Raw genomic sequence first — 25,436 nt, 5'->3', positions numbered from 1 at the left:
CATGCGATCTGGATGGGGGCCGTGCGGCCATTGAAGCTGTCGATATTTGGTGGGTAGATGTGTATTGCCTGTGCCGCGAACGAGGGCGGAGCCCTCGCGATCAATTGCGAGCTGAGCGCACGCCTTCAGCCAGTGCCGAGCACAGGCTCAATACATCAGTCACCGCCTGATCGGCACTTTTGGCCTGGGCAATCTTGTCGACCAGCGCCGAGCCCACCACTACACCATCCGCCAGACGGGCGATGTTCGCAGCTTGCTCCGGGGTACGAATGCCGAAACCCACGCTGATTGGCAGATCGGTATGCCGGCGCAGGCGGGCAATGGCCTCGGTCACGTGCTCGGTGGTCGCTGAGCCGGCACCGGTCACACCGGCCACCGACACGTAATAGACGAACCCGGAGCTGCGCTCCAGCACGCGCGGCAGGCGCGCATCGTCGGTGGTCGGGGTGGTCAGGCGAATGAAGTCGATGCCTGCAGCCTGGGCCGGGGTGGCCAGTTCGGCGTCGTGCTCTGGCGGCAGGTCGACGATGATCAGGCCATCGACGCCCGCTTCCTTGGCTTCTGCCACGAACGTGTCCACACCAAAGCGGTGGATCGGGTTGTAGTAGCCCATCAGCACGATTGGCGTGGTGTGGTTATCCACACGGAACTCGCGCACCATCTGCAGGGTTTTGGCCAAGGTCTGGCCAGCTTCCAGCGCGCGCAAGGTGGCCAGCTGGATGGCCACGCCGTCGGCCATCGGGTCGGTGAACGGCATGCCCAGCTCGATCACATCGGCGCCGGCTGCTGGCAGGCCCTTGAGGATCTGCAGCGAGGCGTCGTAGCCCGGGTCACCTGCGGTGACGAAGGTGACCAGTGCCGAACGGCCTTCGGCCTTAAGTTCGGCGAAGCGTTGTTCAAGACGGCTCATGCCTGTTTCTCCTGGGCGGCCATGTGGCTCATGACGGTTTGCATGTCTTTGTCGCCGCGGCCCGACAGGCACACCACCATCAGGTGGTCCTTGGGCAGCTTCGGCGCGCGCTTGATGGCTTCGGCCAAGGCGTGGGAGCTTTCCAGAGCTGGAATGATGCCTTCCAGGCGGCAGCTGGCGTGGAACGCATCCAGCGCTTCGTCATCGGTAATGCTGACGTATTCGACACGTTTCACTTCGTGCAGGTAGGCGTGTTCAGGGCCGATGCCCGGGTAGTCCAGGCCTGCAGAAATCGAGTGGGCGTCAGTGATCTGGCCGTCCGAGTCTTGCAGCAGGTAGGTGCGGTTGCCGTGCAGTACACCCGGCACGCCGCCGTTCAGGCTGGCGGCGTGCTTGTCGGTGTGCACGCCGTGGCCACCGGCTTCGACGCCGATGATCTGTACGCTTGGTTCTTCGAGGAACTCATGGAACAGGCCCATGGCGTTGGAACCACCACCCACGCAGGCAACCAGGCTGTCTGGCAGGCGGCCTTCCTTCTCTTGCAGCTGGGCGCGGGTTTCTTTGCCGATGATCGACTGGAAGTCGCGGACCATGGCCGGGTACGGGTGAGGGCCAGCGACAGTGCCGATCAGGTAGAAGGTGTCTTCGACGTTGGTGACCCAGTCGCGCAGGGCTTCGTTCATGGCGTCTTTCAGGGTGCCGGTACCGGCCGTGACCGGGACGATTTCGGCGCCCAGCAGTTTCATGCGGAACACGTTGGCCTGCTGGCGCTCGATGTCGGTAGCGCCCATGTAGATCACGCACGGCAGGCCGAAGCGGGCAGCGACGGTGGCGGTGGCCACGCCGTGCATGCCGGCGCCGGTTTCGGCGATCAGGCGCTTTTTGCCCATGCGCTTGGCCAGCAGCACCTGGCCGATGCAGTTGTTCACCTTGTGCGCGCCGGTGTGGTTGAGCTCTTCACGCTTGAAGAAGATCTTTGCACCGCCACAGTGCTCGGTCAGGCGCTCGGCGAAGTACAGCGGGTTGGGGCGGCCGATGTAGTCACGCTGGAAGTAGGCCAGCTCTTCGAGAAACTTGGGGTCTGCCTTGGCCGCTTCATATTCGCGGGCCAGGTCCAGCACCAGTGGCATCAGGGTTTCGGCCACGTAGCGGCCGCCGAACGAGCCGAACAGGCCATTGGCGTCGGGGCCGGGGCGGTATTGGGACTGGGTCATGGGGCGCTCCAGGGCGTAATGAATGAGTGATGGGCTTTACTGTAACCACGGCACGTCCGGCTGAAAACCGATAAGATTGCGCAAACTTGTCAGAAAAACTCACAGGTAAAATGGCCCACGATCTCCCTCCCCTGAATGCTCTGCGCGCCTTCGAGGCTACCGCCAGGCTTAACAGCGTCAGCCAGGCGGCTGAAGCGCTGCATGTTACCCATGGCGCTGTCAGTCGGCAGATCAAGGTGCTGGAGGAGCACCTGGGGGTGGCGCTTTTCGTCAAGGCCGGGCGTGGCATCAAACTCACAGATGCCGGTGTGCGTCTGCGCGATGCCAGCGGTGAGGCCTTCGACCGGTTGCGCAGCGTGTGTACAGAACTCAGCCGCGATGTCAGCGAGGCGCCATTTGTGCTGGGCTGCTCGGGGAGCCTGCTGGCGCGTTGGTTTATCCCAAGGCTTGGTCGCCTGAAGGCGGATTTGCCTGAGCTGCGCCTGCACTTGTCCGCAGGGGAAGGTGACCTCGACCCACGTCGTCCAGGGCTCGATGCATTGCTGGTGTACGCTGAACCCCCGTGGCCGGCGGACATGCAGGTGCATGTGCTGGCTGAGGAGCGTATCGGGCCGGTACTTAGCCCGCATTTTGCCGGCTTCGATCGCTTGCGAGATGCGCCCGCCAAAGCCCTGCTGGACGAGGCCCTGTTGCATACCACCTCGCGGCCACAAGCATGGCCGACATGGGCAGGGCAACAGGGATTGGACCCGGCCGGGTTGCAGTATGGCCAGGCATTCGAGCATTTGTACTATTTGCTGGAGGCTGCGGTTGCTGGCCTTGGGGTGGCCATCGCGCCACAACCACTGGTGGCTGATGACTTGCGGGCCGGGCGCCTCAGCGCGCCATGGGGCTTTTCCCCTACCCGGGCAGCGCTGGCCTTGTGGGTGCCCCGGCGCGCCGCAGATGGGCGCGCCGAGCAGTTGGCGCAGTGGCTGCGCCGCGAATTGGAACGGCAGGCGGCTTAGTTGCGACGGGTCAGCAGGTAGGCCGCCAGCAGACCCAGGGCGCCAATCGCCACGCCCGCTGTGGTAACCGGGTGCTCCTGTGCGTACTCACGGGTGGCGATCCCGGTCTGGCGAGTGCGGGTCTTTACCTCCTCATAGGCATCGCTGAGCAAGCTACGCGAATGTTTCAGCGCGCTTTCGGCATTGCTGCGGATTGCCTTCACCGACTTCTGGGACTCTTCCGATGCGTCATGCTTGAGGTTTTCCAGGCTTTTCAGAAGGCTCTCGATCTCTGCTTCCATGCTTTCCAGGGATGATTTACGCAGCGAGTTGCGGTGCATGTTGACTCTCCTTTGCAGTATGGGCTGTAAGGTTGCGACCCTTGGCTTGCGCGAAAGTGCGATCGAACTTTCACCTTGGCGGACGGCTCGCAGGTAAACCGGGCCTACGCTGCTAGGCTGAATTTCACCGTTACCAAGGAGCGTGAACATGACTGACCATCACACGTACAAGAAGATCGAGCTGGTGGGCTCCTCGCCAACCAGTATCGAAGACGCAATCAACAATGCCCTGGCTGAAGCCGGCAAGAGCATCAAGCACCTGGAATGGTTCGAAGTGGTGGATACCCGTGGGCATATCCGCGACAACAAGGCGGCGCACTTCCAGGTCACGTTGAAGGTGGGCTTCCGTATCGCCAATAGCTGAAACATTGCGGGACTGGATGATCCCGGCTTGATGGGGTATTTAGAAGAGAGGCGCCTTGGCGGCGCCTTTTCTGATTTCATCTGCACAAGGAAAGCGATCGATGAATAAACTGATTCTGGCGCTTGGCCTGATGACACTGGCCGGTGGTGCGCTGGCGGCGGGCAAGCCGTGCGAGGAACTGAAGGCGGAGATTGCCGCCAAGCTCGATGCCAAAGGGGTTACTGGCTACAAGCTGGAGATCGTCAACAAGGGCGAGCCGGCCGGCAAGGTGATTGGCAGCTGCGAGGCGGGTACCAAAGAGATTGTGTACCGTCGCGGTTGATGCGTTTGCTTTTTCGCGGGCTCGCCCGCTCCCCCAGGTAATACACAGGGTCAGGCACCCGTGCAGGCCTGTGGGAGCGGGCGAGCCCGCGAAGAAGGTCAGGCGGTCTTGAGGGCCTGCGCCAACAGCTCATAGGACCGGATCCGGTCCGCATGCTCATACAGGTCACAGGTAAAGATCAGCTCGTCCGCCCCGGTCTGCTCCAGCAGCACCTCCACCTTGGCCCTTACCTTCTGCGGGCTGCCGATCATCGCCAGGCCGAGGAAACTGCCAACCGTATCCCGCTCATGGGGCAACCACAGCCCATCCATGCTTTCTACAGGCGGCTTCTGCATCAGGCTCTGGCCGCGAATCAGCGCCAGGATGCGCTGGTACACCGAGGTGGCCAGGTATTCGGCCCTTTCGTCGGTTTCTGCCACCACCATGGGGATGCCCAGCATCACATACGGCTTGTCCAGTGTGGTCGATGGCTTGAAATGATTGCGGTACACGCGAATGGCCTCGTGCATGTAGCGCGGCGCAAAGTGCGAAGCGAAGGCATAGGGCATGCCCCGCATGCCTGCCAGCTGGGCGCTGAACAGGCTGGAACCCAGCAGCCACATTGGCACGTCAGTGTCGTGCCCCGGCACGGCGATCACTTTTTGATCGTCGGTACGTGGGCCGAGGTAGCGCGACAGCTCCTCGACATCGTCCGGGAAGTCGTCCGGGCCGCCAGCACGGTCGCGGCGCAAAGCATAAGCCGTCATCTGGTCTGAACCCGGCGCACGGCCCAGGCCCAGGTCGATACGCCCCGGGTACAAGCTGGCCAGGGTGCCGAATTGCTCGGCGATCACCAGCGGTGCGTGGTTGGGCAGCATCACCCCGCCAGAGCCCACGCGAATGGTCGAAGTACCCCCGGCCAGGTAGCCGATCAGCACCGAAGTCGCTGAACTGGCGATGCCGTCCATGTTGTGGTGCTCGGCCACCCAGAAGCGGTTGTAGCCAAAACGCTCGACGTGTTGCGCCAGGTCCAGCGAGTTGCGCAGCGATTGCGCCGGGCCTGCATCGGCGCGCACGGGCACCAGGTCGAGGGTGGATATTTTCAGGTCACGCAGCTGCGTCATGGGAGCCTCCGCAAAGGTGGTTGGCCAGAGGCCTTTGTAACTCTGTATGGGCATATTCGGGGGATTCAATGTTTGCTGTGCGATTGGTCTGAACTTGCCGTAAGCCGCTGGCCTCTGAATCCATAACCACATAACCGAATGACCAGGAGGCAGTATGAAAAAGACAGCATCGGCGATCTGGCAAGGTGGCTTGAAAGATGGCAAGGGCCTGCTTTCTACCGAAAGCGGGGCGCTCAAGCAGAACCCGTATGGCTTCAACACCCGTTTCGAGGGTACACCTGGAACCAACCCGGAGGAGCTGATTGGCGCGGCGCATGCCGGCTGTTTCTCGATGGCGTTGTCGATGATGCTTGGGGAAGCAGGGCTGACAGCGGACCGGATCGACACCGCTGCCGAGGTGACACTCGACAAGCAGCCTGACGGTTTTGCCATTACGGCCGTGCATCTGGTGCTCAGGGCCAAGGTGCCTGGGGCCAGCGAGGCGCAGTTCCTGGACATTGCCAAAAAGGCCAAGGAAGGGTGCCCGGTGTCCAAGGTGCTGAACGCCAAAATCAGCCTGGATGCGGCGCTCGTGGGCTGAAGCGGCGCAACGGCAGCGGTTTGCTGTAGTCTAAACAGCGTCGGCAGCACGCTGCCTTTTCAGGAGCCGTTCCATGATTCGCGTAGCAATCGCCGTGTTGGCTTCCCTGGTCGCCACATCCACGTTGGCGGCAGTCAAGCCGTGCGAGGAGCTCAAGGCCGAGATCGAGGCCAAGATCCAGGCTCAGGGTGTGCCGTCCTACACCCTGGAGATCGTGCCCAACAGTGAGGTCAAGGACCAGAACATGGTCGTCGGTACTTGCGATGGCGGCACGAAGAAGATCATTTACCAGAAGAATGATCAGTAGATTCGGGATTGTGGGGCTGCAAAGCAGCCCCGACTCACGGAATGCAGAACACGTTGCTAGGCTCGTTCACCAGTACCTTGCGGCTCGCGTCATACAGCAGCACCTGCGGTTCCATCACCGGCGCCCGCGCTTCCAGGCGGTAACGCTCGCCGGCCTTGAAGTCGTCAAAGCGCACGGTCAGGTAGCAGGTTCGGTCCCTGGGTTCAGACATGATGCCGCCTGAATAGATTTCGTAATCAAAGCGCACCACCAGTTCGTGCTTGCCCGGCGTTACCTGGAAGTAACGGCCGTCCTCCAGGCGCTTGCCATCGAGGCGGTCGGCCATGATCACCCGGCCAGGGGTCATGGTGTACAGATCGACCCAGGCCTGTTTGGGGTCGACGGGTGGCAAGGGGCTGGCGCAAGCCCCCAGTGCACTGAGGGCGATCAGCATCATGGGCTGGCGCATGGCAAAACTCCCACTTGCGATTTACACGTTACAAGCATAGCGCCGTTTGTACGGTTCAGGTGCGTTGGCAGCCTGCCGGCAAGCCTTGGCCGACCATTTTTTGCTGGTCGTCGTAGAGCTTGATCCAGGGACGGAAGCCGATACTGCCAGCGTGCAACTGATAGCGCTGGCCGGCGCCGAAGTCCTTGAAGGTGAGTTTGACCTGGCAATCGCGCCACAACGGCTCTTCGACCGGGCCGATATTGCTGGGAGTGACCGGGAACTGATAGCGCACGGTCAGCTCGTGGCTGCCGGGCTGTACTTCGAAATAGCGGCTGTCGGCCCAGTCACGTTCATCGACCTGCACGGCGTCCAGCGAAGTGTTGTCGTAGGGGGTGAGGTCGATCCAGGCCTGGTTCGGGTCCGGGGCTGGCAACGTGGAACAGGCGGATATCAGCAACAGTGAACCGGCGACCAGCAATGCACGCATGGCGAAACTCCCCCTTGGCGAGATAGTCTTGGAGCGAATTGGCCTTGAGCGAGTCATACAGCCCGGATGCTTCGACTTTTTTTTATGCAGCGCTCAGGCCCTGGGGCACTCGACCGCGTTTTCACCCGTTTGGTTCCCCTGCTGGGGGCGATCCTGCTAAACGGTTGCAGCAGCGTCGTCTACTATGGGCAGCTGGCCGAGGGGCAGTTTCAGTTGCTGCGTGCGCGTCAGCCTGTTGCGCAGGTGGTGGCCGACCCGGCCACGTCACCGCAATTACGCTCGCGTCTTGCGCACGCTGAACAGGCGCGGGTTTTCGCCAGCGAGCAGTTGAAACTGCCGGATAACCGTAGCTATCGGGTGTATGCCGACATAGCCCGGCCTTATGTGGTGTGGAATGTGTTCGCCACGCCCGAACTGTCGCTGCAGCCGGTGACGCACTGTTTCCCGATTGCCGGGTGCGTGGCTTATCGCGGTTACTACCAGCAAGGTGCAGCACGCGGGGCGGCGGCGTTGATGCGCCAAGACGGCCTGGATGTGTATGTCGGTGGCGTGGAGGCTTATTCGACCCTGGGCTGGTTCGACGACCCGATCTTGTCATCGATGGTGGGTTGGGGTGATGAACGCCTGGCGACGTTAATTTTTCATGAGCTGGCCCACCAGCGCTTTTATGTGCAGGACGATACCGAGTTCAACGAATCGTTTGCCTCGTTCGTAGAGCAGGAAGGCACACGCCAATGGCGTGCGGCGCGAGGGCTGGCTGCCATTGGCGAAAACCAGGGGCGCCAGCGTGACCAGTTCATCCGCCTGGTGCTGGCCAGCCGCGAGCGGTTGCAGGCGATTTATGCCGGGCCGCTGGACGATGCACACAAGCGGCTGGCCAAGCAGGCCGAGTTTGAGCGTTTGAGGCGTGAGTACCGGCAGGTGCGTGATGGCCAGTGGGGCGGCGACAAGCGCTATGACGCCTGGATGTATGGGCCGATGAGTAATGCCAAGTTGTTGCCGTTCGGGCTGTATGACCAGTGGGTGCCGGCGTTTGCGGCGGTGTTTCGTGAGGTGGGTGGGGACTGGCTTCGGTTTTACCAGCGGGTCGAGCAGTTGGGGCGGTTGCCGATTGAAGAAAGGAAAGCGGCGCTGCAGCGTCTGGTGGTTAGCCTGTGAGATTTTGGGGCCGCAACGCGGCCCCCTAGGGCACTCAAGCCTTGATGAATGCCTGATGCATCTCGGCCAAGGTCGCAAAGTGGTAGGCCGGCTCTTCTGCCATCAGTTCTTCCCGGCTACCAAACCCATACCCCACCGCCACCGCCTGTAAGCCATTGCTGCGCGCACCAATCAGGTCATGTTTGCGGTCGCCGATCATCAGGGTCTGCGCCGGGTCCAGTCCTTCTTCATCCAGCAGATGGCGAATCAGCTCGACCTTGTTGGTACGCGTGCCGTCCAGTTCACTGCCGTAGATCACCTTGAAGTGTTGGTCGAAAGCGAAATGCCGGGCGATTTCGCGGGCGAATTCCCACGGTTTGGACGTGGCGATATACAGCGTGCGGCCCTGCCCGTTAAGGGCTTCAAGCAACTCAGGCACACCTTGGAACACCAGGTTCTCGTAAAGGCCGGTGACGCGGAAACGCTCCCGGTAGAAGTTCACCGCGTCCCAAGCCTTTGCTTCATCGAAGCTGTAGAACTGCATGAAGGCCTGCAGCAGGGGTGGGCCGATGAAGTGCTCGAGGCGGGTCAGGTCCGGCTCGTCGATGCCCAGCTTGGCCAGGGCATACTGGATCGAGCGGGTGATGCCCAGGCGTGGGTCGGTCAGGGTGCCGTCGAGGTCGAAGAGGATGTTTTGCTGTTGCATGTTCGTCTCGTTAGTCGGGTTTATTCCGGTTGGTCGTAGCCTTCGGCCAGGTGCTGGTCCTTGAGCTTCACGTAGTTGCCGGCGCTGTAGGAGAAGAACGCGCGCTCTTTGTCGTTGAGCAACCTGGCCTGTTTCACCGGGCTGCCCATGTACAGGTAACCACTGACCAGGCGTTTGCCCGGTGGTACCAGGCTGCCTGCACCGATGATCACTTCGTCTTCAACGATGGCGCCATCCATGATGGTGCTGCCCATGCCGACCAGGATGCGGTTGCCCAGGGTGCAGCCATGCAGCATCACCTTATGGCCAATGGTTACCTCGTCACCGATGATCAGCGGGAAGCCGTCCGGGTTGAACGGGCCGGCGTGGGTGATGTGCAGCACGCTGGCGTCCTGCACGCTGGTGCGCGCACCGATGCGGATGCGGTGCATGTCGCCGCGCACCACGGTCATGGGCCAGATCGAGCTGTCTTCACCAATCTCCACGTCGCCCAGCACCACCGCCGAACGGTCGACGAAGGCACGGAGTCCCACTTTCGGAGTGTGTTGCTGGAAGCTTCGGATGGCCATGATAGCGTCTCTCATCTGTGCCGATAGGCAGGCTGCCTGCTGCGGTCGGCGTCGATTGTAATTAAGATGGGGCAGTGTTTCTTCTGCCAAGGTATCCAAACCGTGACTGCGAACAACCCGCTTTTGCAATCCCACGATCTGCCGCCCTTCTCGCAAATCCGTGCCGAACACGTGTTGCCGGCGATCGAAGCGATCCTGGCCGACAACCGTAAAGCCATTGCCGAGATCCTCGAAAAGCAGGGCAAGGCCCCTACCTGGGCTGGCCTGGTGCTGGCGATAGACGAACTGAACGACCGCCTGGGCGCTGCCTGGAGCCCGGTCAGCCACCTCAACGCAGTGTGCAATAGCGCAGAGCTGCGCGAGGCTTACGAGTCGTGCCTGCCAGCGCTGAGCGCCTACTCTACCGAACTGGGCCAGAACCGTGCGCTGTTCGACGCCTACCAGGCGTTGATCAACAGCCCTGAAACCGCCGGTTTCGACGTGGCGCAAAAAACTATCCTCGAGCATGCGCTGCGTGACTTCCGCCTGTCGGGTATCGACCTGCCGGCGGACAAGCAGCAGCGCTATGCCGAAGTGCAAAGCAAGCTCAGCGAGCTGGGCAGCCGCTTCTCCAACCAGCTGCTCGACGCTACCCAGGCCTGGACCAAGCACGTTACCGACGAAGCCGCGCTGGCCGGCCTGACCGACTCGGCCAAGGCGCAGATGGCCGCTGCGGCCCAGGCCAAGGGCCTTGAAGGCTGGCTGATTACCCTGGAATTCCCCAGCTACTACGCCGTGATGACCTACGCCAGCGACCGCGCCCTGCGCGAAGAGGTGTACGCCGCCTACTGCACCCGCGCCTCGGACCAGGGCCCGAATGCCGGCCAGTTCGACAACGGCCCGGTCATGCAGCAAATCCTTGACCTGCGCCAGGAGCTGGCCGAACTGCTGGGCTACAAGAACTACGCCGAGCTGAGCCTGGCCACCAAAATGGCTGAGTCCAGCGACCAGGTGCTGAGCTTCCTGCGTGACCTGGCCAAGCGTTCCAAGCCTTTTGCAGCCCAGGACCTGGAGCAGCTTAAGGCCTACGCCGCTGAGCAAGGCTGCCCTGAACTGGCCAGCTGGGACGCCGGCTACTTTGGCGAGAAGCTGCGCGAGCAGCGCTACAGCGTGTCGCAGGAAGCCCTGCGTGCCTATTTCCCGATCGATAAGGTGCTGGGTGGCCTGTTCAGCATTGTGCAGCGCCTGTACGGCATCGAAATCGCCGAACTCAAGGGCTTCGACAGCTGGCACCCGGACGTACGCCTGTTCGAGATCAAGGAAAACGGCCAGCATGTCGGCCGCTTCTTCTTCGACCTTTACGCCCGCGCCAACAAGCGCGGCGGGGCCTGGATGGATGGCGCCCGCGACCGTCGTCGTACTGCCGGTGGCGAACTGCAGAGCCCGGTGGCCAACCTGGTGTGCAACTTCACTCCGGCCGCACCCGGCAAGCCGGCACTGCTGACCCATGATGAAGTCACCACCCTGTTCCACGAATTCGGCCACGGCCTGCACCACCTGCTGACCCGCATCGAGCATGCCGGTGTTTCGGGTATCAACGGCGTGGCCTGGGACGCGGTCGAGCTGCCGAGCCAGTTCATGGAAAACTGGTGCTGGGAGCCAGAAGGCCTGGCACTGATCTCCGGCCATTACGAAACCGGCGCGGCCTTGCCTCAGGACCTGCTGGACAAAATGCTGGCGGCGAAGAACTTCCAGTCGGGCATGATGATGGTGCGCCAGCTTGAATTCTCGCTGTTCGACTTCGAGCTACACGCCAGCCATGGCGACGGCCGCAGCGTGCTGCAGGTGCTCGAAGGCGTGCGCGACGAGGTGTCGGTCATGCGCCCACCGGCGTACAACCGCTTCCCCAATAGCTTCGCGCACATCTTTGCTGGCGGTTATGCGGCGGGCTACTACAGCTACAAGTGGGCTGAAGTGCTGTCGGCTGACGCCTTCTCGCGCTTCGAGGAAGAAGGTGTGCTGAATGCCGAGACCGGCCGCGCCTTCCGCGAGGCTATCCTGGCCCGTGGCGGTTCGCGCGAGCCGATGGTGCTGTTTGTCGACTTCCGTGGCCGTGAGCCTTCCATTGATGCGCTGCTGCGGCACAGCGGCCTTACCGAAGGCGCTGCGGCGTGAGCGAGGTAGCTGTGAACAAGACCAAGAAGCGCTTCATTGCCGGGGCGGTATGCCCCGCATGCAGCGAGCCTGACAAGCTGATGATGTGGAGCGAAGACGACGTACCGCACCGCGAGTGCGTCGCCTGCGGGTTCACCGACACCCTCAACGAGCAGGGCTTGTCGGTGCCCAAGGAGCTCGGTACCCGGGTTAACCACCTGGCACCCAAGGCGGCGCCGGCCAAAGTACAGACGGTGCAGTTCTTCCCTAATCCGAAGCTGAAGAAACCGACAGAGTAAGCACTGGCTGTCGGATCAGAGGCGCTGGTGGATTCATGGTAGTCGCGATACTGTATGTAAATACAGTATAGGGGTTAGCCATGAATCCTCCAGCACCATTAAAGGGCCGTGGCACGGCGCACAATCCGCATAACCGCTTTGCCCCCAACCATTCGGTGGTCGAGGACGACGGCTGGTATCAGGAAGTGCCGCAGACCCAAGGCACCGAAGTGCGCAGCGAGACAGCGAAATCGGTCATCACCCGCAATACATCGCCCGACCTGCCCTTTGACCGCTCCATCAACCCTTACCGCGGCTGCGAGCATGGCTGCATCTACTGCTATGCCCGGCCTTCCCATGCCTATTGGGACCTCTCCCCCGGCCTGGACTTCGAAACCAAGCTGATCGCCAAGACCAATGCCGCCGAGATACTCGCGCAGCAGTTGAGCAAACCGGGCTACGTGTGCGCGCCGATCAACCTGGGCTCCAATACCGACCCGTACCAGCCGATCGAGCGGGACCAGTTGCTGACACGGCGCCTGCTCGAAGTGTTGCTGCGTTTTCGTCACCCGGTGACCATCGTGACCAAGGGCTCGCTGGTGTTGCGTGACCTCGACCTGCTGGCCGAAATGGCCCGGCAACGACTGGCGCGAGTGATGATCAGCCTGACGACGCTGGACGACGACCTCAAGCGGGTGTTGGAACCGCGGGCGGCGTCACCCAATGCCCGGTTGAGGGCCATCCGCGTGCTACGCGAGGCGGGTGTGCCAGTGGGGGTGCTGTGTTCGCCGATGATTCCGATGATCAACGACAGTGAGCTGGAGCGCTTGCTGGAGGCTGCCAAGGAAGCTGGCGCACAGAGCGCGGCCTACATGATGCTGCGCCTGCCACTGGAAGTGGCGCCGCTGTTCGAGCAGTGGCTGCAGGACCATTATCCGCAACGGGCGGCCCATGTGTTGAGCCTGATCCGCCAGAGCCGGGGCGGCGAGCTGTATGACAGCCGGTTTGGTGCGCGCATGCGCGGTGAAGGGGTATTTGCCGAGTTGTTGGCTCAGCGCTTTGCCAAAGCCATGAAGCGGCTGGATTTTGAAGGGCGCGAGGCACAGACGCTGGATTGCTCTGCCTTCTGCCCGCCCGGTGGGCAGATGCCCCTATTTTGATCTTTGAACAGATCACGGTTTTTGTGGGAGCGGGCGTGCCCGCGAACACCGGCGCAGCCGGTGCCATATACCGAGTTGCCCTTTTCGCGGGCATGCCCGCTCCCACAGGTACCTTGGAGGTGTCAGGTTCCCAAATGGGGCCTATTGCCAGCCCTCAATACAACTAATCCGAGTTAATAATTGCGCTAATACATATTGGCAGTTGATGTTTTTTTGCTATTATCCAGCTCCCGCCTTTTACATCTGGAACACCCGTTCTAGAGCCTCCGAATTAAGTTTCAGTTAAGTTTTCCCCGCTAGCGTAGGCAATCAGTCCACACCGACTGTGATCTATGGCCCGTGCGTGTCATCTAAAACCCTGCATAGCCATAATCTTTCCCCGGTAAAATGGATTTACCACCACACCGTCAAGAGGATGAATCATGCCCGTCAAGGACCCATCCAAGGTCGTTCCGGATGTACCCGCCGAGGGCGCCGATGCCGCCCTGAAGCACATCGTCGACGGCTTCCTGCGCTTTCACCATGACGTCTTCCCCGAGCAGCAAGAGCTGTTCAAGAAGCTCGCCACTGCGCAAACGCCGCGTGCCATGTTCATCACCTGCGCCGACTCGCGCATCGTCCCCGAGTTGATCACCCAGAGCTCGCCCGGCGACCTGTTCGTAACCCGTAACGTGGGTAACGTGGTACCGCCCTACGGCCAGATGAACGGCGGCGTTTCCAGCGCCATCGAATACGCCGTGCTTGCGCTGAAAGTGCACCACATCATCGTCTGTGGCCACTCCGACTGTGGCGCCATGCGTGCGGTACTGAACCCGCAATCGCTGACCAAGATGCCGACTGTTTCTGCCTGGCTGCGCCATGCCGAAGTGGCACGTACCGTGGTCGAGAACAACTGCTCGTGCGGTACCGAACACGAAACCATGCAGGTGCTGACCAAGGAAAACGTGATCGCCCAGTTGCATCACCTGCGCACCCACCCTTCGGTTGCTTCGCGCCTTGCAGCCGGTGAGCTGTTCATTCATGGCTGGGTTTACGACATCGAAACCAGCAAGATCGAAGCCTACGACGCCATCAGCGACAGCTTCCTGCCCCTGGCTGCTGGCGAGCCGGTCCCCTGCGCTACTCCGAGAGGCCGCTACTAAGCGACCCATCCACCGCTAGAACCTTGATAGCCGGCTGCACCCTGCTGGGGTGTGGCGCGGCCTTCGGCTGCCTTGAATTCCCTGACTGCCCTGCCGGCAAGCCTGCTGGCGGCCCGCGCTTGCGCGCTAGTCAGGGGCAAACGTGCCCACGGTCAGAGGAATGACCGTGTGACAAAGAAAGGAGAAACACGGTGAACATTACACAGTTGAAAGCGGCCCTGCCGCGTGAGTTGCTGGCGTCGGTGGTGGTCTTTCTGGTGGCCCTGCCATTGTGCATGGGTATCGCGATTGCATCGGGCATGCCGCCGGCCAAGGGCCTGATTACCGGCATTATCGGCGGCGTTGTGGTGGGTTTCCTCGCCGGTTCGCCATTGCAGGTCAGTGGCCCGGCCGCCGGCTTGGCGGTACTGGTGTTCGAGCTGGTGCGCCAGCATGGCGTGGCCATGCTCGGGCCGATCTTGTTGCTGGCGGGGCTGCTGCAGTTGCTGGCTGGGCGCCTGCGTCTGGGTTGCTGGTTTCGCGTCACTGCGCCAGCGGTGGTGTACGGCATGTTGGCGGGCATCGGCGTGCTGATCGTGTTGTCGCAGATACATGTGATGTTCGATACAGCGCCGCAGCCTTCGGGGCTGCAGAACCTGCTGGAATTCCCGTCCACCGTGGCCGCAGCCCTGCCACAGGAACGCTCAGGCTCCGGCTGGATGGCGGGTGCGCTCGGCCTGGGTACCATCGCTATCATGTGGGGCTGGGAGCGCCTGCGGCCCCAGCGGCTGCGCTTCGTCCCTGGGGCCCTGTTGGGTGTTGCAGCCATGACCGTCATCAGTATGTGGCTGGCCTTGCCGGTAAACCGTGTGCAGGTGCCGGCAGACCTGTCCGAGGCCATCGACTGGATCCGCCCGGGTGACCTGATGCAACTGGCCGACCCTACCCTGCTGGTTGCCGCCTTTGCCCTGGCCTTCATCGCCAGCGCCGAAACCTTGCTCTCGGCTGCGGCGGTGGACCGGATGCACAGCGGCCAGCGTTCGGACTTCGACCGTGAGCTGTCGGCCCAAGGTATCGGCAACATGCTCTGTGGCGTGCTCGGAGCGCTGCCGATGACGGGCGTGATCGTGCGCAGTTCGGCCAATGTGCAGGCGGGCGCGCAGACACGGGCATCGGCAATCTTCCACGGGCTGTGGCTGTTGGCCTTCGTGGTGGTGTTGAGCAGCGTACTGCAGCAGATTCCGGTGGCGAGCCTGGCGGGTGTGCTGGTGTTTACCGGGGTGAAGTTGGTTGATTTCAAGGCGTTTCGTGGCCTGGGCCGTTATGGCCGCATGCCGATGTTCACCTATGCGGCGACAGCCCTGGCGATCATCTTCACCGACCTGCTGACCGGCGTGCTGCTGGGCTTTGCCCTGACCCTGCTGAAGCTGGCGTTCAAGGCGGCGCGGCTGAAGATCAACCTGGTGAGCCTGGAGAAGGCCGGGCACATGGAACTGCGCCTCAGTGGCGCGGCGACGTTCCTCAAGGTGCCGGCGCTGACCCAGGTGCTGGATACGGTACCGGCGGGCACTACGCTGCATGTGCCGTTGGGTAACCTGAGCTATATCGATCACTCGTGCCTTGAGTTGCTGGAGGACTGGAGCCGCAGCAATTCGGCCAATGGGTCACGGTTGCTGATAGAGCAGCGGCGCCTGAAGCGGCGGATCGAGGGGCGGTTGCGGACTACGGCGGGGGTTGGGGCCTGAAAACTTCTATCGCCTGAACTGGCCTCTTCGCGGGTGAACCCGCTCCCACAGGTACCGCGCAGACACTCAATGCTGTGCAGTACCTGTGGCAGCGGACGAGCCCGCGAAGAGGCCGTTACTGGAATATCAGGCTGGTTGACCCAGCTCCACACCCAGCTGGCGCGACAGGCAAGGCCAGCGCTTCCACGCCTCGCCGGTTGCCGGGCTGCTCAGCTTCTCGCGGTACGCCTCCACCGACTCCACCGCAAAGCTTTCGTCATTGAGCATTTCGTCAACCGAGTGGTGCACCACTTCATCCAGCTGGTTGGCAAAGCTTTCGCCAATCAACTGGTGGGCAATCAGGTTGGCGACAGTGGTGTCGACCGGGATCAATGGCTGCTGGAAGTGGCGGATGTACAAGTCATTCACCTCTTCCACCAGGCGGTGCGCCAGGTAGGCCTCATCCAGCAAGCAGTCCAGGCCGACATGCCCTTGCATCACGCTGGGCGGCTGCAGGAAGTAGGCTTCGGCAATTTTCAGTACGGGTTTGATCTGCGATTCGATCCCGGCTTCGCGGGCGACCGCGTGGGCGGCCTCCAGCAGTTCCGGAACCTGATCGATGTAGGCGCTGACGAAGCGCGCCAAAGTACCCTGGGCGTCCTGCTCAGGCAGTTGGATCGAGGGATGCAGGTGGGGCAGTTGCAGCTCGAGACGCTCTTTCAATTGGCCGGTCTGGCCTTCATGTTGATGGGCTTGGCTTACCTGCTCGCGTACAGCAGCGATGTTCATGACAACTCCAGGGACATTACGTTTCAAACGGAAGACACTAAATTAGCTCGGTATACAGAATACCTAAGACGTATTTGTTATAAGTCGCGCAAACGTGTGCGCTATCAGGCATATAGCCGTGCGATTATTACGCCATTCCCCATCAAGCACGCGGCTTTCAGGCCATTCAGCCATTTCGTGAAGTTCATTTCACACGCTTCATTGCGTGCCATTGGTCGCTGTCTATACTCCCGTTGAACGTGATTCGTTGATGAGGCCCGACTGCTTTTAGCAGGGGCTCGGTCGTCGAAGCCAGGCAGTCTTGACCGCCGTTCCCTCTTGCCGCAGGCCACGCCTCCGGGACAACAAGAATTAGAAGGGGAACCCGCAATGATGCGACATCCACATGTCTGGATGGGCCTCCTGTTGTGGTCGGTTTTTGGTCAGGCCAATGCCGCCTGGACCGTGAACATGCACCCGGGGGCGACGGAAGTTTCCAACGCCGTCTTCGACCTGCACATGACCATCTTCTGGATCTGCGTGATCATTGGCATCGTGGTGTTTGGCGCGATGTTCTGGTCGATGGTCGTCCACCGCCGCTCCACTGGCCAGCAGGCTGCGCATTTCCACGAGCACACTTGGGTGGAAATCCTCTGGACCGTGGTGCCCTTCCTGATTCTGGTGGTGATGGCCATTCCGGCCACCAAGACCCTGATCGACATCTACGACGCCAGCGAGTCGGACATCGACATCCAGGTCACCGGCTACCAGTGGAAGTGGCACTACAAATACCTGGGTCAGGACGTGGAGTTCTTCAGCAACCTCGCCACCCCTGCCGATCAGATTCACAACAAGGCCCCCAAGGACGAGCATTACCTGCTTGAAGTCGACCAGCCGCTGGTGCTGCCGGTGGGTGCCAAGGTGCGCTTCCTGGTGACCGCCGCGGATGTCATCCACTCCTGGTGGGTGCCGGCTTTTGCGGTCAAGCGTGACGCCATCCCCGGCTTCGTCAATGAAGCCTGGACCCGTATCGAGAAGCCCGGCATCTACCGTGGCCAGTGCACCGAGTTGTGCGGCAAGGACCACGGCTTCATGCCGGTGGTGGTCGAGGTCAAGTCCAAGGCGGACTACGACACCTGGCTGGGCGAGCGCAAGGCTGAAGCCGCCAAGCTCAAGGAGCTGACCAGCAAGGAATGGACCCTGGAAGAGCTGGTGGCGCGTGGCGACAAGGTCTACCACACCACCTGCGTGGCCTGTCACCAGGCCGAAGGCCAGGGCCTGCCGCCGATGTTCCCGGCGCTCAAGGGCTCGAAGATTGCCACCGGGCCGAAGGAAGGCCACCTGAGCATTGTCTTCCACGGCAAGCCCGGCACGGCCATGGCCGCCTTTGGCAAGCAACTGTCGGAAGTCGACATCGCTGCTGTGGTCACCTACGAGCGCAATGCCTGGGGTAACAACAAAGGCGACATGGTCACGCCGAAGGACGTGCTGGCGCTGAAGCAGGCAGAAGCCAAGTGAACCGGGTTACCCGCGGCAACCAATGGGTTGCAGGAGACAGGACATGAGTGCAGTGATCGACGACCAAGCCCACGGCCATGACCATGCGCACGGCCCGGCCAAGGGCCTGATGCGCTGGGTGCTGACCACCAACCATAAAGACATCGGCACGATGTACCTGTGGTTCAGCTTCATCATGTTCCTGCTGGGTGGCTCGTTCGCCATGGTCATCCGGGCCGAACTGTTCCAGCCAGGCTTGCAGATCGTGGAGCCGGCGTTCTTCAACCAGATGACCACCATGCATGGCCTGATCATGGTGTTCGGTGCAGTGATGCCGGCCTTCGTCGGCCTGGCCAACTGGATGATCCCGTTGATGATCGGGGCGCCCGACATGGCCTTGCCGCGGATGAACAACTTCAGCTTCTGGCTGCTGCCGGCGGCGTTCCTGCTGCTGGTTTCGACCCTGTTCAGCCCGGGTGGCGGGCCGAACTTCGGCTGGACCTTCTACGCCCCGCTGTCCACCACCTATGCACCCGCCAGCGTCACCTTCTTCATTTTCGCCATCCACCTGATGGGCATCAGCTCGATCATGGGCGCGATCAACGTGATTGCCACCATCCTCAATCTGCGTGCGCCAGGCATGACCCTGATGAAGATGCCGCTGTTTGTCTGGACCTGGCTGATCACGGCCTTTCTGTTGATTGCGGTGATGCCGGTGCTGGCCGGTGTGGTGACCATGATGCTGATGGACATTCACTTCGGCACCAGTTTCTTCAGCGCGGCCGGTGGCGGTGACCCGGTGCTGTTCCAGCACGTGTTCTGGTTCTTCGGCCACCCCGAGGTGTACATCATGATCCTGCCGGCGTTCGGCGCGGTCAGCTCGATCATCCCGGCGTTCTCGCGCAAGCCGCTGTTCGGCTACACCTCGATGGTGTACGCCACCGGCGCAATTGCCTTTCTGTCGTTCATCGTCTGGGCCCACCACATGTTCGTGGTCGGCATCCCGGTAGTGGGCGAGCTGTTCTTCATGTACGCCACCATGCTGATTGCCGTGCCCACAGGGGTGAAGGTGTTCAACTGGGTCAGCACCATGTGGGAAGGCTCGCTCACCTTCGAGACGCCGATGCTGTTCGCCATCGCCTTCGTCATCCTGTTCACCATCGGCGGTTTCTCCGGGCTGATGCTGGCGATCGCCCCGGCGGACTTCCAGTACCACGACACCTACTTCGTGGTGGCGCACTTCCACTACGTGCTGGTACCCGGGGCGATTTTTGGCATCTTTGCCTCGGCTTACTACTGGCTACCGAAATGGACCGGCCACATGTACGACGAAACCCTCGGCAAGTTGCACTTCTGGCTGTCGTTCATCGGCATGAACATGGCCTTCTTCCCGATGCACTTCGTAGGGCTGGCCGGCATGCCGCGTCGCATCCCCGACTACAACCTGCAGTTCGCCGACTTCAATATGGTGTCGTCGATCGGTGCCTTCATGTTCGGCGCCACGCAAATCTTCTTCCTGTTCATTGTCATCAAGTGCATTCGCGGTGGCGCGCCGGCACCGGCCAAACCCTGGGATGGCGCCGAGGGCCTGGAGTGGTCGATCCCCTCCCCTGCGCCTTACCACACCTTCCAGACCCCACCGGAAGTGAAATAGGAAACCTGTCATGAACGGCCTGTCGCTGAAACGCCTGGTAACGCGCCTGTTGATGCTGACGGTGGTGATGTTCGCCTTCGGCTTCGCCCTGGTGCCGATCTACGACGTGATGTGCAAGGCCTTTGGCATCAACGGCAAGACCGGTGGGCAATACGAGGGCAGCCAGGTTAGCGACCCGTCGCGTTCGGTGCGCGTGCAGTTCATGTCGACCAATGCCAGCGACATGGTCTGGGATTTCTATTCCACTGCCGACCAGCTGGAGGTCAACCCGGGTGCGGTGAACCAGATGATATTCGTTGCGCACAACCCGACCGATCGGCCGATGAGCGCGCAAGCCATACCCAGCATCACCCCGGCCGAGGCCGCGGCGTACTTCCACAAGACCGAGTGCTTCTGTTTTACCCAGCAGGTGCTGCAGCCCGGCGAACGCATCGAGATGCCGGTGCGCTTCATCGTCGACCGCGACCTGCCGGCCAGCGTGAAGCACCTGACACTGGCCTACACCTTGTTCGACATCACCGCTCGCCACCCGCCGGTCGCGCATGTTGCGGCCCAGGACGTCCAGGGCGCCCGTTAAGGGAAGGAGAACAGCAATGGCAAGTCATCAGCACTACTACGTTCCGGCGCAGAGCAAGTGGCCCATCATCGCCACCATCGGCATGTTCATCACGGTGTTTGGCCTGGGCACCTGGTTCAACGACATGAAGGCCGGCCACCCGGAATCGCACGGGCCGCTGATTTTCTTCGTGGGCGCTTTGTTCCTGGCCTACATGCTGTTCGGCTGGTTTGGGGCGGTGGTCAAGGAGAGCCGCGCCGGGTTGTACAGCCCGCAGCTGGACCGCTCGTTCCGCTGGGGGATGAGCTGGTTCATCTTCTCTGAAGTCATGTTCTTCCTGGCCTTCTTCGGTGCGCTGTTCTACGTGCGCGTGCTTGCCGGGCCGTGGCTGGGAGGTGAAGGCGCCAAAGGGGTTGCACACATGCTGTGGCCGACTTTCGAGTTCACCTGGCCGCTGCTGCACACGCCGGATCCGAAACTGTTCCCGCCGCCCAAAGAAGTAATCGACCCGTGGCACCTGCCACTGATCAACACGATCTTGCTGGTCAGTTCCAGTGTGACCATCACCATCGCCCACCACGCCCTGCGCCGTGACCACCGTGGTCCGCTGAAATTCTGGATGGCCCTGACCATCCTGCTGGGGCTCAGCTTCATTGCATTGCAAGCCTTCGAGTATCACGAAGCCTATACCAAGCTGGGGCTGACGCTGGGGTCGGGGATCTATGGCGCGACGTTCTTCATGCTCACCGGGTTCCACGGTGCCCACGTGACCTTGGGCACGATCATCCTGATCGTGATGTTCGTGCGCATCTTGCGCGGGCATTTCAACCCCGAGAAACACTTCGGCTTCGAGGCAGCCAGCTGGTATTGGCACTTCGTCGACGTGGTGTGGGTGGGGTTGTTCATTTTTGTGTATGTGCTGTAGGGCCAATCGCCGGCAAAACGAGTGCAGTTTCAGAAGGGGGCGTGTGAAACCAGCTGACCGCTGAGCAAACCCCAGGCGACCAGGGCAATTGTCAGGGCCGCCAGGGTCACCCGCACGGTCAGAGCCTTCAGCAGACGCGTCGAGTTTTCATCGTCCTTGACCAGAAACACCAGGCCACTGAACAGGCTGGCAATCGTGGCCAACAGCATCAGGACAATCGCGGCCTTGAGCATGGCGCTACTCCGGGGGGATGCGGTGATGTGGATAAGTATAGCGAGGCGCCCGTGAGGCGGTTTCGCCCAGGCTGGATTCCGACCCTGGTGGTGCTTGCACTGCTGCCAGGGCTGATCGCGCTTGGCTGCTGGCAACTCGGCCGGGCCGAGGAAAAGCGCGTGCTGCTGGCCACTTATGCCGAACGGCGGGTCGAAGCGCCGATCGCCACGGCCCAGCTCGCATCAAACGACGACAACGCCTTCCGCCGCGTGCACCTGTACGGCCGTTTCGATGCCGAGCACAGCGTGCTGCTGGACAACCGCATGCGCGATGGCCAGGCCGGTGTCGAACTGCTGCAACCCTTCCATGACCAGGCCAGTGGCCAGTGGCTGCTGATCAACCGCGGCTGGCTGCCATGGCCAGACCGCCGCGTGCCGGTGCATTTCAATACCCCTCCACAGGCCTTGGCACTGGACGCTTCGGTGTATGTGTCGCCCGGCAGCACGTTCCAGCTGCATCCCGACCCTGAGGGCGGCCAATGGCCGCATCTGCTCACCGCCGTTGATGCCGCGCAGCTATGGCCGCAGCTAGCCCGCGAAGGCTATGCCCATGAGTTGCGCCTGGAGCCCGGCCCGGCGGCCTATCGCCTGGACTGGCCGGTTGTCGCCATGGGCCCGGAAAAACACCTGGGCTACGCCGTGCAGTGGTTTGCCCTGGCGGGTGCACTGGTTCTGCTTTACCTCTATTTCGCCTGGCACCACAACAAGGAGAAACGCCATGGCCACCGCCACTCCACTGGACGTGCCTGAACGTAGCAAACCCAGAGCCCGCGGGCGTTTGCAGCTTTTGCTGATCCTGCTGGTAGTGCTCGGGCCGATGATTTTGGCCACCAGCATGTACAAGCTGAAGTTCTGGGTGCCGGAGGGCCGCAGCTACCACGGCGATATGATCGGCAACGGTGAGAGCCGCACTGATATCGGCGTGTCAGGCGAGGACGAGCGCTGGCAATTGCTGGTCAGCGCCCCCGAAGCCTGTGCCGAGGACTGCCAGCGCCTGGTGTACCTCGCCCGGCAGATCCAGGTGGGCCTGGGCCGCGATGCCAGCCGTGCCAGCCATGCACTGGCCACAGCCCAGCCGCTGAGCGCCGACTACCAGGCGCTGCTGGGCCGCGAGTACCCGCAGCTGCAACGCTACCCGCTGGATGCCCCGCGCTATTTGCAGAAGGTGGGCCAGCCTGGCCCGCAACTGTGGATCGTCGACCCCCACGGCAACCTGGTGCTGCGTTACGACGGCAAGGCCAACGGCAAGCATGTGCTGGATGACCTGCGCCACCTGCTCAAGCTGTCCAACATCGGCTAGGAGCCTGCCATGGCCAGACCTGGATTCCGCATCGCTGTGTTCGCCACCCTGCTGGCACTGCTGGTTGTCCTGCTCGGTGCCTATACCCGCCTGACCCATGCCGGCCTTGGCTGCCCTGACTGGCCGGGTTGCTATGGCTTCATCAGCGTACCCAAGAGCGAGGCCCAGCTCGCCCATGCCGAGCTGCACTTCCCCGATCACCCGGTGGAAGAGGCCAAGGGCTGGGCCGAGATGGTCCATCGGTATTTCGCCGGTACCTTGGCCATGGTGATTGCCCTGCTCGCCTTCCAGGCGCTGCGTCGGCATGCCCGCGATGGCCAACCGTATCGCCTGCCGGTGCTGCTGCTGGGTGTGGTGTTGGCCCAGGCAGCCTTCGGCATGTGGACGGTTACCCTGAAGCTGTGGCCGCAGGTGGTCACGGCGCATTTGCTGGGTGGCTTTACTACCTTGAGCTTGTTGTTCCTGTTGTCCCTGCGCCTGTCCCGTGCCTTTGCGCCTTTGCCGAAACTGCCGTTGAGCCTGCGGCGGATCGCTGCGCTGGCTTTGTTGGTGGTGATCGGCCAGATCGCTTTGGGGGGCTGGGTCAGTGCCAACTACGCAGCAGTCGCCTGCATCGACCTGCCTACCTGTCACGGCCAGTGGTGGCCGGCGGCGGACTTCAGCAATGGCTTCCACCTGACGCAGCACGTCGGCCCCAATTACCTGGGCGGGCAACTGGACAGTGATGCCCGCACGGCCATCCACATCAGCCACCGCCTGGGCGCGCTACTGGTGACTTGCGTGCTGCTGATGCTCAGCTGGAAGCTGCACCGCTGTGGCCTCCCCGGCCTGGCGCGGCTGGTAATGCTGGCGCTGGCCCTGCAAGTGGGCCTGGGTATCAGCAACGTGGTGTTTCACCTGCCGCTGGCGGTAGCTGTTGCGCACAATGCCGGCGGGGCGCTGTTGCTGCTGAGCATGGTGCTGGTGAACTACCGCATTCGAGTGGTCGACAAGGTTCGCGTGGGCGTCGGCCAAGGCTGGCGCCTGCGGCCGGTGGCCGGTGTGGGCATCTCCCATCACATGAGGAACGATTCGTGGCGACGCTTCTGAGCGCACGGCGGGCCAGTTGGCGCGATTACCTGGAGCTGACCAAGCCCAAGGTGGTGGTTCTGATGCTGATCACCTCGCTGGCAGGCATGTTCCTGGCCACACGGGCGGGTGTCGGCTGGAGCGTGCTGCTGTTCGGCAACCTGGGCATCGGCCTGTGCGCTGGCGCTGCGGCGGTGGTCAACCATGTGGTGGACCGGCGCATCGATGCGCTGATGGCCCGTACCCACAAGCGGCCGCTGGCCCAGGGCCGGGTCGAACCGCTACCGGCGTTGCTGTTCGCTCTGGCGCTGGCGCTGCTGGGTATGGCCCTGCTGCTGGTGTTCACCAACGCCCTCACTGCCTGGCTGACCCTGGCTTCGCTGCTGGGTTATGCGGTGCTCTACACCGGCTTTCTCAAACGGGCCACGCCACAGAACATCGTCATTGGCGGCCTGGCGGGCGCCGCCCCGCCGCTGCTCGGCTGGGTGGCGGTAAGCGGCCATGTCAGCGCTGAACCCTTGCTGCTGGTGCTGATCATCTTCGCCTGGACCCCGCCGCACTTCTGGGCGCTGGCCATTCACCGCAAGGAAGAATACGCCAAGGCCGATATCCCGATGCTGCCGGTGACCCACGGGGAGCGCTACACCAAGCTGCATATCCTGCTGTACACCCTGATACTGCTGGCGGTGAGCCTGCTGCCGTATGCCATCCACATGAGCGGTTTGCTGTACCTGGCCTGTGCCCTGGCGTTGGGCCTGCGCTTCCTGCAATGGGCCTGGGTGCTGTACCGTGGCAGCCGGCCGCACGCGGCGATCGGTACCTTCAAGTACTCTATTGGCTACCTGTTCGCGCTGTTCATCGCGTTGCTCCTCGACCACTACTTGTTGCTGAACCTATGACCCGAACCCAGAAAACCGTCTTCATCCTCGTCGCCCTGGTCGCGTTGATCCTGGGCCTTACCGTCAACAAGGTGCTCAATGGCCGCGACCAGGCCAACCCCGCCGAGCTGATCGATGCCGGCATCATCCTGCTGCCGCAGAGCCGCAGCGTGGCCGACGTGACCATGACCAACCAGGACGGCCAGCCCGTGCAGCTGGATGACCTGAAAGGCAAATGGTCGCTGTTGTTCTTCGGCTACACCTACTGCCCGGACATCTGCCCGACCACTCTGGCCCAGTTGCGCCAAGTGAAGAGCGAGCTGCCCAAGGAAGCCGTCGACCGGCTGCAGGTGGTGCTGGTGAGCGTGGACCCGAACCGCGATACGCCGAACCAGCTGAAGCAGTACCTGGGCTATTTCGACAAGGACTTTGTCGGGGTGGCGGGGTCGATCGAAGATACCCAGAAGCTGGCCAATGCCTTGAGCATTCCGTTCATCCCGGCCGATACCAGCAAGCCGGGGTACACCGTGGACCACAGCGGCAACCTGGCGGTTGTCGGGCCGGATGGGCGTCAGCGTGGGTTCATTCGGGCGCCCTTCAACAACCAGAAGCTGGTGGCGCAGTTGCCTGGGCTTGTGAAGCGGGA

Annotated in this window: 30 protein-coding genes; 20 read left to right on the top strand and 10 right to left on the bottom strand. The window is 62.1% G+C overall.

Going from position 1 to position 25,436, the window contains the following annotated elements:
- Positions 1–100 precede the first annotated feature (100 nt).
- Positions 101–910 (bottom strand): tryptophan synthase subunit alpha, encoded by an 810-nt coding sequence (trpA, locus tag ACK1VC_RS02955; protein ID WP_016484236.1) that lies wholly within the window; start codon positions 908–910, stop codon positions 101–103.
- Positions 907–2,124 carry a tryptophan synthase subunit beta gene (gene trpB / locus ACK1VC_RS02950; protein WP_016484237.1) on the bottom strand — a complete coding sequence of 406 codons (1,218 nt, stop codon included), beginning with the start codon at positions 2,122–2,124 and terminating at the stop codon, positions 907–909. The genes trpA and trpB overlap by 4 nt, the downstream gene beginning before the upstream one ends.
- A 110-nt stretch (positions 2,125–2,234) precedes the next feature.
- On the opposite strand from trpB, the gene ACK1VC_RS02945 reads away from it, so the two are divergent.
- Positions 2,235–3,131, top strand: a complete 897-nt coding sequence (locus ACK1VC_RS02945; RefSeq protein WP_191087130.1) for a LysR family transcriptional regulator — start codon at positions 2,235–2,237, stop codon at positions 3,129–3,131.
- Here the strand turns inward: ACK1VC_RS02945 and ACK1VC_RS02940 are convergent.
- Entirely contained in the window at positions 3,128–3,451 is a 324-nt protein-coding gene (locus ACK1VC_RS02940; protein WP_016484239.1) for a DUF883 family protein, read from the bottom strand. The genes ACK1VC_RS02945 and ACK1VC_RS02940 overlap by 4 nt on opposite strands.
- Before the next feature lie 148 nt (positions 3,452–3,599).
- Between ACK1VC_RS02940 and ACK1VC_RS02935 the strand changes: the two genes are divergently transcribed.
- Positions 3,600–3,815 carry a dodecin gene (locus tag ACK1VC_RS02935; protein WP_012269893.1) on the top strand — a complete coding sequence of 72 codons (216 nt, stop codon included), beginning with the start codon at positions 3,600–3,602 and terminating at the stop codon, positions 3,813–3,815.
- Positions 3,816–3,915: 100 nt separating this feature from the next.
- A complete protein-coding gene (locus ACK1VC_RS02930; protein WP_016484240.1) occupies positions 3,916–4,137 on the top strand; it encodes a DUF1161 domain-containing protein in 222 nt (73 codons plus the stop codon).
- A gap of 98 nt (positions 4,138–4,235) precedes the next feature.
- On the opposite strand, the gene ACK1VC_RS02925 is transcribed toward ACK1VC_RS02930, so the two are convergent.
- On the bottom strand, positions 4,236–5,240 hold the full coding sequence (locus ACK1VC_RS02925) for an LLM class flavin-dependent oxidoreductase (protein ID WP_016484241.1): 1,005 nt from the start codon (positions 5,238–5,240) through the stop codon (positions 4,236–4,238).
- A 154-nt stretch (positions 5,241–5,394) separates the two neighbouring features.
- Between ACK1VC_RS02925 and ACK1VC_RS02920 the strand changes: the two genes are divergently transcribed.
- Positions 5,395–5,820: an OsmC family protein gene (locus ACK1VC_RS02920; protein ID WP_016484242.1), complete on the top strand. Its 426-nt coding sequence runs from the start codon at positions 5,395–5,397 to the stop codon at positions 5,818–5,820.
- Positions 5,821–5,893: 73 nt separating this feature from the next.
- Positions 5,894–6,127: a DUF1161 domain-containing protein gene (locus tag ACK1VC_RS02915; RefSeq protein ID WP_016484243.1), complete on the top strand. Its 234-nt coding sequence runs from the start codon at positions 5,894–5,896 to the stop codon at positions 6,125–6,127.
- Between the two features lie 34 nt (positions 6,128–6,161).
- Here the strand turns inward: ACK1VC_RS02915 and ACK1VC_RS02910 are convergent, their stop codons facing one another.
- Together ACK1VC_RS02910 and ACK1VC_RS02905 are read right to left on the bottom strand one after the other, a co-directional pair.
- Complete coding sequence (locus ACK1VC_RS02910; protein ID WP_016484244.1) at positions 6,162–6,575, bottom strand: PA0061/PA0062 family lipoprotein; 414 nt, start codon at positions 6,573–6,575, stop codon at positions 6,162–6,164.
- A 55-nt stretch (positions 6,576–6,630) separates the two neighbouring features.
- Positions 6,631–7,044 carry a PA0061/PA0062 family lipoprotein gene (locus tag ACK1VC_RS02905; RefSeq protein ID WP_191087131.1) on the bottom strand — a complete coding sequence of 138 codons (414 nt, stop codon included), beginning with the start codon at positions 7,042–7,044 and terminating at the stop codon, positions 6,631–6,633.
- An 84-nt stretch (positions 7,045–7,128) separates the two neighbouring features.
- On the opposite strand from ACK1VC_RS02905, the gene ACK1VC_RS02900 reads away from it, so the two are divergent.
- Positions 7,129–8,202 carry an aminopeptidase gene (locus tag ACK1VC_RS02900; protein WP_191087132.1) on the top strand — a complete coding sequence of 358 codons (1,074 nt, stop codon included), beginning with the start codon at positions 7,129–7,131 and terminating at the stop codon, positions 8,200–8,202.
- 34 nt (positions 8,203–8,236) lie between these two features.
- On the opposite strand, the gene ACK1VC_RS02895 is transcribed toward ACK1VC_RS02900, so the two are convergent.
- Positions 8,237–8,887 (bottom strand): HAD family hydrolase, encoded by a 651-nt coding sequence (locus tag ACK1VC_RS02895; protein WP_016484247.1) that lies wholly within the window; start codon positions 8,885–8,887, stop codon positions 8,237–8,239.
- 20 nt (positions 8,888–8,907) lie between these two features.
- Positions 8,908–9,456 carry a gamma carbonic anhydrase family protein gene (locus ACK1VC_RS02890; RefSeq protein ID WP_016497395.1) on the bottom strand — a complete coding sequence of 183 codons (549 nt, stop codon included), beginning with the start codon at positions 9,454–9,456 and terminating at the stop codon, positions 8,908–8,910.
- A 102-nt stretch (positions 9,457–9,558) separates the two neighbouring features.
- Between ACK1VC_RS02890 and prlC the strand changes: the two genes are divergently transcribed.
- The 5 genes from prlC to ACK1VC_RS02865 all read left to right on the top strand — a co-directional run bounded on the left by prlC (position 9,559) and on the right by ACK1VC_RS02865 (position 15,893).
- Positions 9,559–11,610 (top strand): oligopeptidase A, encoded by a 2,052-nt coding sequence (gene prlC / locus ACK1VC_RS02885; protein WP_449117844.1) that lies wholly within the window; start codon positions 9,559–9,561, stop codon positions 11,608–11,610.
- A complete protein-coding gene (locus tag ACK1VC_RS02880) occupies positions 11,607–11,888 on the top strand; it encodes a YheV family putative zinc ribbon protein (RefSeq protein WP_016484250.1) in 282 nt (93 codons plus the stop codon). The genes prlC and ACK1VC_RS02880 overlap by 4 nt, the downstream gene beginning before the upstream one ends.
- Before the next feature lie 80 nt (positions 11,889–11,968).
- Entirely contained in the window at positions 11,969–13,027 is a 1,059-nt protein-coding gene (locus tag ACK1VC_RS02875) for a PA0069 family radical SAM protein (RefSeq protein ID WP_016484251.1), read from the top strand.
- A gap of 422 nt (positions 13,028–13,449) precedes the next feature.
- A complete protein-coding gene (locus tag ACK1VC_RS02870) occupies positions 13,450–14,169 on the top strand; it encodes a carbonic anhydrase (RefSeq protein WP_016484252.1) in 720 nt (239 codons plus the stop codon).
- Between the two features lie 191 nt (positions 14,170–14,360).
- Positions 14,361–15,893 (top strand): SulP family inorganic anion transporter, encoded by a 1,533-nt coding sequence (locus tag ACK1VC_RS02865; protein WP_016484253.1) that lies wholly within the window; start codon positions 14,361–14,363, stop codon positions 15,891–15,893.
- Positions 15,894–16,019: 126 nt separating this feature from the next.
- Here ACK1VC_RS02865 and ACK1VC_RS02860 read toward each other — a convergent pair whose 3' ends face one another.
- Positions 16,020–16,661: a hypothetical protein gene (locus ACK1VC_RS02860; RefSeq protein ID WP_016484254.1), complete on the bottom strand. Its 642-nt coding sequence runs from the start codon at positions 16,659–16,661 to the stop codon at positions 16,020–16,022.
- Between the two features lie 369 nt (positions 16,662–17,030).
- On the opposite strand from ACK1VC_RS02860, the gene coxB reads away from it, so the two are divergent.
- Genes coxB through ACK1VC_RS02840 form a run of 4 tightly spaced genes read left to right on the top strand, consistent with a single transcriptional unit; the run spans position 17,031 to position 21,272 of the window.
- On the top strand, positions 17,031–18,158 hold the full coding sequence (gene coxB / locus ACK1VC_RS02855; RefSeq protein WP_016484255.1) for a cytochrome c oxidase subunit II: 1,128 nt from the start codon (positions 17,031–17,033) through the stop codon (positions 18,156–18,158).
- A 43-nt stretch (positions 18,159–18,201) separates the two neighbouring features.
- Complete coding sequence (gene ctaD, locus ACK1VC_RS02850) at positions 18,202–19,791, top strand: cytochrome c oxidase subunit I (protein ID WP_016484256.1); 1,590 nt, start codon at positions 18,202–18,204, stop codon at positions 19,789–19,791.
- 10 nt (positions 19,792–19,801) lie between these two features.
- The gene (locus ACK1VC_RS02845) at positions 19,802–20,368 is read left to right on the top strand and encodes a cytochrome c oxidase assembly protein (RefSeq protein WP_016484257.1); all 567 of its coding nucleotides are present in this window, start codon (positions 19,802–19,804) and stop codon (positions 20,366–20,368) included.
- Between the two features lie 16 nt (positions 20,369–20,384).
- Entirely contained in the window at positions 20,385–21,272 is an 888-nt protein-coding gene (locus ACK1VC_RS02840) for a cytochrome c oxidase subunit 3 (protein ID WP_016484258.1), read from the top strand.
- 29 nt (positions 21,273–21,301) lie between these two features.
- On the opposite strand, the gene ACK1VC_RS02835 is transcribed toward ACK1VC_RS02840, so the two are convergent.
- Positions 21,302–21,505, bottom strand: coding sequence for a twin transmembrane helix small protein (locus tag ACK1VC_RS02835; RefSeq protein WP_016484259.1), 204 nt, complete (start codon positions 21,503–21,505; stop codon positions 21,302–21,304).
- 51 nt (positions 21,506–21,556) lie between these two features.
- Here ACK1VC_RS02835 and ACK1VC_RS02830 point away from each other — a divergent pair, with 51 nt between their 5' ends.
- The 5 genes from ACK1VC_RS02830 to ACK1VC_RS02810 all read left to right on the top strand — a co-directional run.
- Positions 21,557–22,294, top strand: a complete 738-nt coding sequence (locus ACK1VC_RS02830) for an SURF1 family protein (protein WP_191087134.1) — start codon at positions 21,557–21,559, stop codon at positions 22,292–22,294.
- Positions 22,263–22,844 carry a hypothetical protein gene (locus ACK1VC_RS02825; RefSeq protein WP_145913511.1) on the top strand — a complete coding sequence of 194 codons (582 nt, stop codon included), beginning with the start codon at positions 22,263–22,265 and terminating at the stop codon, positions 22,842–22,844. Before ACK1VC_RS02830 ends, ACK1VC_RS02825 begins: the two co-directional genes overlap by 32 nt.
- 9 nt (positions 22,845–22,853) lie before the next feature.
- The gene (locus tag ACK1VC_RS02820; protein WP_016484262.1) at positions 22,854–23,933 is read left to right on the top strand and encodes a COX15/CtaA family protein; all 1,080 of its coding nucleotides are present in this window, start codon (positions 22,854–22,856) and stop codon (positions 23,931–23,933) included.
- Positions 23,918–24,811, top strand: coding sequence for a heme o synthase (gene cyoE, locus ACK1VC_RS02815; protein WP_060519845.1), 894 nt, complete (start codon positions 23,918–23,920; stop codon positions 24,809–24,811). Before ACK1VC_RS02820 ends, cyoE begins: the two co-directional genes overlap by 16 nt.
- The coding region (locus ACK1VC_RS02810) for an SCO family protein (RefSeq protein WP_449117843.1) at positions 24,808–25,436 on the top strand (629 nt) is incomplete at its 3' end. The genes cyoE and ACK1VC_RS02810, both read left to right, overlap by 4 nt.

This window comes from Pseudomonas sp. XP2, assembly GCF_053557975.1.
Note: the sequence above shows the minus strand (reverse complement) of the source record. Positions and strands in the feature narration are given on the sequence as shown.

Coding starts and splice junctions, on each gene's coding strand:
- trpA (WP_016484236.1), bottom strand. CDS start 910: ATGAGCCGTCTTGAACAACGCTTCGCCGAACTTAAGGCCGAAGGCCGT.
- trpB (WP_016484237.1), bottom strand. CDS start 2,124: ATGACCCAGTCCCAATACCGCCCCGGCCCCGACGCCAATGGCCTGTTC.
- ACK1VC_RS02945 (WP_191087130.1), top strand. CDS start 2,235: ATGGCCCACGATCTCCCTCCCCTGAATGCTCTGCGCGCCTTCGAGGCT.
- ACK1VC_RS02940 (WP_016484239.1), bottom strand. CDS start 3,451: ATGCACCGCAACTCGCTGCGTAAATCATCCCTGGAAAGCATGGAAGCA.
- ACK1VC_RS02935 (WP_012269893.1), top strand. CDS start 3,600: ATGACTGACCATCACACGTACAAGAAGATCGAGCTGGTGGGCTCCTCG.
- ACK1VC_RS02930 (WP_016484240.1), top strand. CDS start 3,916: ATGAATAAACTGATTCTGGCGCTTGGCCTGATGACACTGGCCGGTGGT.
- ACK1VC_RS02925 (WP_016484241.1), bottom strand. CDS start 5,240: ATGACGCAGCTGCGTGACCTGAAAATATCCACCCTCGACCTGGTGCCC.
- ACK1VC_RS02920 (WP_016484242.1), top strand. CDS start 5,395: ATGAAAAAGACAGCATCGGCGATCTGGCAAGGTGGCTTGAAAGATGGC.
- ACK1VC_RS02915 (WP_016484243.1), top strand. CDS start 5,894: ATGATTCGCGTAGCAATCGCCGTGTTGGCTTCCCTGGTCGCCACATCC.
- ACK1VC_RS02910 (WP_016484244.1), bottom strand. CDS start 6,575: ATGCGCCAGCCCATGATGCTGATCGCCCTCAGTGCACTGGGGGCTTGC.
- ACK1VC_RS02905 (WP_191087131.1), bottom strand. CDS start 7,044: ATGCGTGCATTGCTGGTCGCCGGTTCACTGTTGCTGATATCCGCCTGT.
- ACK1VC_RS02900 (WP_191087132.1), top strand. CDS start 7,129: ATGCAGCGCTCAGGCCCTGGGGCACTCGACCGCGTTTTCACCCGTTTG.
- ACK1VC_RS02895 (WP_016484247.1), bottom strand. CDS start 8,887: ATGCAACAGCAAAACATCCTCTTCGACCTCGACGGCACCCTGACCGAC.
- ACK1VC_RS02890 (WP_016497395.1), bottom strand. CDS start 9,456: ATGGCCATCCGAAGCTTCCAGCAACACACTCCGAAAGTGGGACTCCGT.
- ACK1VC_RS02875 (WP_016484251.1), top strand. CDS start 11,969: ATGAATCCTCCAGCACCATTAAAGGGCCGTGGCACGGCGCACAATCCG.
- ACK1VC_RS02870 (WP_016484252.1), top strand. CDS start 13,450: ATGCCCGTCAAGGACCCATCCAAGGTCGTTCCGGATGTACCCGCCGAG.
- ACK1VC_RS02860 (WP_016484254.1), bottom strand. CDS start 16,661: ATGAACATCGCTGCTGTACGCGAGCAGGTAAGCCAAGCCCATCAACAT.
- coxB (WP_016484255.1), top strand. CDS start 17,031: ATGATGCGACATCCACATGTCTGGATGGGCCTCCTGTTGTGGTCGGTT.
- ctaD (WP_016484256.1), top strand. CDS start 18,202: ATGAGTGCAGTGATCGACGACCAAGCCCACGGCCATGACCATGCGCAC.
- ACK1VC_RS02845 (WP_016484257.1), top strand. CDS start 19,802: ATGAACGGCCTGTCGCTGAAACGCCTGGTAACGCGCCTGTTGATGCTG.
- ACK1VC_RS02840 (WP_016484258.1), top strand. CDS start 20,385: ATGGCAAGTCATCAGCACTACTACGTTCCGGCGCAGAGCAAGTGGCCC.
- ACK1VC_RS02835 (WP_016484259.1), bottom strand. CDS start 21,505: ATGCTCAAGGCCGCGATTGTCCTGATGCTGTTGGCCACGATTGCCAGC.
- ACK1VC_RS02825 (WP_145913511.1), top strand. CDS start 22,263: ATGGCCACCGCCACTCCACTGGACGTGCCTGAACGTAGCAAACCCAGA.
- ACK1VC_RS02820 (WP_016484262.1), top strand. CDS start 22,854: ATGGCCAGACCTGGATTCCGCATCGCTGTGTTCGCCACCCTGCTGGCA.